Origin of the sequence: Pseudomonas emilianonis, assembly GCF_023072625.1 — a bacterium.
Taxonomy (GTDB): Bacteria; Pseudomonadota; Gammaproteobacteria; order Pseudomonadales; family Pseudomonadaceae; genus Aquipseudomonas; species Aquipseudomonas paraveronii.
The window spans coordinates 1-4047 of record NZ_JAKNRV010000421.1; the positions used below are offsets into that span (position 1 = coordinate 1).

3 protein-coding genes are annotated in these 4047 nt (G+C 62.7%); all 3 read left to right on the forward strand.

The features are described 5' to 3' along the window. Positions 1-548, forward strand: a 548-nt coding sequence (locus L9Z73_RS26645) for a type VI secretion system baseplate subunit TssG (protein ID WP_247407539.1), incomplete at its 5' end; no start/stop codon positions are given. Beyond that, positions 541-3198 carry a type VI secretion system ATPase TssH gene (gene tssH, locus L9Z73_RS26650; RefSeq protein ID WP_247407547.1) on the forward strand — a complete coding sequence of 886 codons (2658 nt, stop codon included), beginning with the start codon at positions 541-543 and terminating at the stop codon, positions 3196-3198. The genes L9Z73_RS26645 and tssH, both read left to right, overlap by 8 nt. 158 nt (positions 3199-3356) lie before the next feature. Then, the coding region (locus tag L9Z73_RS26655; RefSeq protein WP_247407548.1) for a type VI secretion system Vgr family protein at positions 3357-4047 on the forward strand (691 nt) is incomplete at its 3' end.

A 4047-nucleotide genomic window follows, 5' to 3' on the forward strand; every position in this document is an offset into this window, starting at 1 on the left:
TCTTCGGCGAAGCTCTGCGTGAAAAGTTGATCTACTACCCCACCGTGACCCGCGAGCCGTTCGAACACCAAGGTCGCCTGACCGACCTGATGCGCAGTGGCAAGCTGTTCCGCGATATCGGCCTGCCGGTAGAAATCGAAGAATACGTCGGCCAGTGGCTCGAACTGCCCGAACGCAGCCGCGTCAGCGTCAGCGCCAACCGGCTGGGCGTGGACTTCTGCCTGGGCAGCCACGTGTGGGACCGACAGCATAAATTCCGTATCCGCCTGGGCCCGCTAAAACTTGATGATTACATGGGCATGCTGCCCGGCAGCCAGCCGTTCAACGAGCTGGTGGCCTGGGTAGCCGAGTACCTGGGCCATGAATTGGACTGGGACTTGAACCTGGTTCTGCAACAACCCGAAGTACCGGCGCTGCAACTCAACGGCCGGTTCCGCCTGGGCTTCAACACCTGGCTCGGCCGCCCTGCGGTTGATGCCAACGACCTAATCCTGGCCCGGCATTACGCCGATCACGCCACCACCTCAAGGAATCCAGAGCATGGGTGAAATCAGTCGCGCCGCACTGTTCGGCAAACTCAACAGCGTGGCCTACAAAGCCATCGAAGCCGCCACAGTGTTCTGCAAGCTGCGGGGTAACCCGTATGTGGAACTGGCCCACTGGTTTCACCAGTTGCTGCAACTGCAGGACTCGGACCTGCACCGCATCATCCGTCAGTTCAACGTGGAACCGGCACGCCTGGCCCGCGACCTGACCGAAGCCCTGGACCGCCTGCCCCGTGGCTCGACCTCGATCACCGACCTGTCTTCGCATGTGGAAGAAGCCGTGGAGCGCGGCTGGGTCTACGGCAGCCTGATGTTCGGCGAAAGCCAGGTGCGCACCGGGTATCTGGTGCTGGGCATTCTGAAGACGCCGAGCCTGCGCCATGCGCTGTTGGGCTTATCGTCGGAGTTCGACAAGATCAAGGCCGAAGCCCTGAGCGAACGCTTTGACGAGTACGTCGGCGATTCGCCGGAAAATGCCCTGAGCGCAAGCGACGGTTTCAACGCCGGCGCCGTTCCGGGCGAAGCCAGCGGTGCGATGGCGCCGAGTGCGATGGGCAAGCAGGAAGCGCTCAAGCGTTTCACTGTCGACCTGACCGAACAGGCGCGCAGCGGCAAGCTCGACCCGATCGTCGGCCGTGACGAAGAGATCCGTCAGTTGGTCGACATCCTCATGCGTCGACGCCAGAACAACCCGATCCTCACCGGTGAAGCCGGCGTGGGCAAAACCGCCGTGGTCGAAGGCTTCGCCCTGCGCATCGTCGCCGGTGACGTGCCGCCCGCGCTGAAAGACGTGGAACTGCGCAGCCTCGACGTCGGCCTGCTGCAAGCCGGCGCCAGCATGAAAGGCGAATTCGAACAGCGTCTGCGCCAGGTCATCGAAGACGTCCAGGCCTCGCCGAAGCCGATCATCCTGTTTATCGACGAAGCCCACACCCTGGTGGGTGCCGGTGGCGCCGCCGGAACCGGTGACGCAGCCAACCTGCTCAAGCCGGCCCTGGCCCGTGGCACCTTGCGTACCGTCGCTGCGACCACCTGGGCCGAGTACAAAAAGCACATCGAGAAAGACCCGGCCCTGACCCGCCGCTTCCAGGTGGTACAGGTGGCCGAACCGTCGGAAGACAAGGCGCTGCTGATGATGCGCGGCGTGGCTTCGACCATGGAGAAACACCATCAGGTGCAGGTCCTCGACGAAGCGCTGGAAGCCTCGGTGAAGCTGTCCCACCGCTACATCCCGGCGCGCCAATTGCCGGATAAATCCGTCAGCCTGCTGGACACCGCCTGTGCCCGCGTGGCTATCAGCCTGCATGCGGTGCCGGCCGAAGTGGACGACAGCCGTCGCCGCATCGAAGCCCTGGAAACCGAGCTGCAAATCATCGCCCGCGAGCATGCGATCGGCATCGCCATCGGTGCGCGCCAGAGCAACAGCGAAGCCTTACTGAGTGCCGAGCGCGAGCGCCTGGCCACCCTGGAAAGCCGCTGGGCCGAAGAGAAAACCCTGGTGGATGAGTTGCTCGCTACCCGCGCCACGTTGCGTGAAAAAGCCGGCGTCGTGGACAGCGGCAACGATGAGTTGCGTGCGCAATTGGTCGACCTGCAACAGCGCCTCACCGCGCTACAAGGCGAAACCCCGCTGATCCTGCCGACCGTGGATTACCAGGCCGTGGCCTCGGTCGTCGCCGACTGGACCGGCATCCCGGTCGGCCGCATGGCGCGCAACGAACTGGAAACCGTGCTCAACCTCGACCAGCACCTGAAAAAACGCATCATCGGCCAGGACCACGCCTTGCAGATGATCGCCAAGCGCATCCAGACCTCCCGCGCCGGCCTCGACAACCCGAGCAAGCCGATCGGCGTGTTCATGCTGGCCGGCACCTCCGGCGTGGGCAAGACCGAAACCGCCCTGGCCCTGGCCGAAGCCATGTACGGCGGCGAGCAGAACGTCATCACCATCAACATGAGCGAGTTCCAGGAAGCCCACACCGTGTCGACCCTCAAGGGCGCGCCACCGGGCTACATCGGCTACGGCGAAGGCGGCGTGCTAACCGAAGCGGTACGCCGCAAGCCCTACAGCGTGGTGCTGCTGGACGAGGTGGAAAAAGCCCACCCGGACGTGCACGAGATCTTCTTCCAGGTGTTCGACAAGGGCGTGATGGAAGACGGCGAAGGCCGGGTGATCGACTTCAAGAACACCCTGATCCTGCTGACCACCAACGCCGGCACCGAGTTGATTTCCCAGGTCTGCAAAGACCCGGCGAACATTCCCGAGCCGGAAGCCATCGCCAAGGCCCTGCGCCAGCCGCTGCTGGAGATTTTCCCGCCCGCCCTGCTCGGCCGACTGGTGACCATCCCGTATTACCCGCTGAGCGACGAGATGCTCAAGGCGATCACCCGCCTGCAACTCGAGCGCATCAAGAAGCGTGTGCAGAACACGCACAAAGTCGCCTTCGACTATGACGACGCGGTGGTCGATTTGATCGTCTCGCGCTGCACCGAGACCGAAAGCGGCGGGCGCATGATCGACACGATCCTTACCAACAGCCTGCTGCCGGACATGAGCCGTGAATTCCTCACGCGCATGCTCGAAGGCAAGGCGCTGGCGGGTGTGCGGATCAGTAGCCGGGATAATGAATTGCACTATCAGTTCAACGATTGACCTGAAGAAACACGATCAAATGTGTGGGAGGGGGCTTGCCCCCGATAGCGGTGAATCAGTCACCACATGCATCAACTGACACACTGCTATCGGGGGCAAGCCCCCTCCCACATTTGCAGCCGGTTTCTTCAGCTATTACGCAATTTACGGGTTAACCGATGCTATTCAACCAAGCCTCACGCCTAGCCAAAATCACCAGCCCCCTCGGGCCGGACGTGCTGCTGCTCAATCAAATGGGCGGCGGCGAAGAGTTGGGTCGGCTGTTCACCTACGACCTGCAACTGACCTCCCTGGACGCCAACATCGACCTCAACCAGTTGCTCGGCAAGCCGATGAGCGTCGGCGTGCAACTGGCGGACGGTGGCGAGCGGTATTTCCACGGCATCGTCGCGCAGTGCAGCCAAAGCATCGACCAGGGCCAGTTCGCCAGCTACCAGGTGACGCTACGCCCGTGGCTGTGGTTGCTGAGCCGCACCTCGGACTGTCGGATTTTCCAGAACCTGAGCATCCCGCAGATCATCAAGCAGGTGTTCCGCGACCTGGGTTTTTCCGACTTTGAAGACGCCCTGAGCCGGCCGTACCGCGAGTGGGAATACTGCGTGCAGTACCGCGAGACCAGCTTCGATTTCGTCAGCCGCTTGATGGAACAGGAAGGCATCTACTACTTCTTCCGACACGAACAGGACCGCCACGTACTGGTGCTGGCCGATGCCTACGGCGCCCACACCACGGTGCCGGGCTACGCGTCGATTCCGTACTACCCCAAGGACGAGCAGCAACGCGAACGCGACCACATGCACAACTGGCACCTGGCGCAGCAAGTGCAGCCGGGCTCGCTGGAGCTCAACG

What these genes read in the sequence shown, in the direction of transcription:
- tssH (WP_247407547.1), top strand. Translation starts at nt 541, where the DNA reads ATGGGTGAAATCAGTCGCGCCGCACTGTTCGGCAAACTCAACAGCGTG.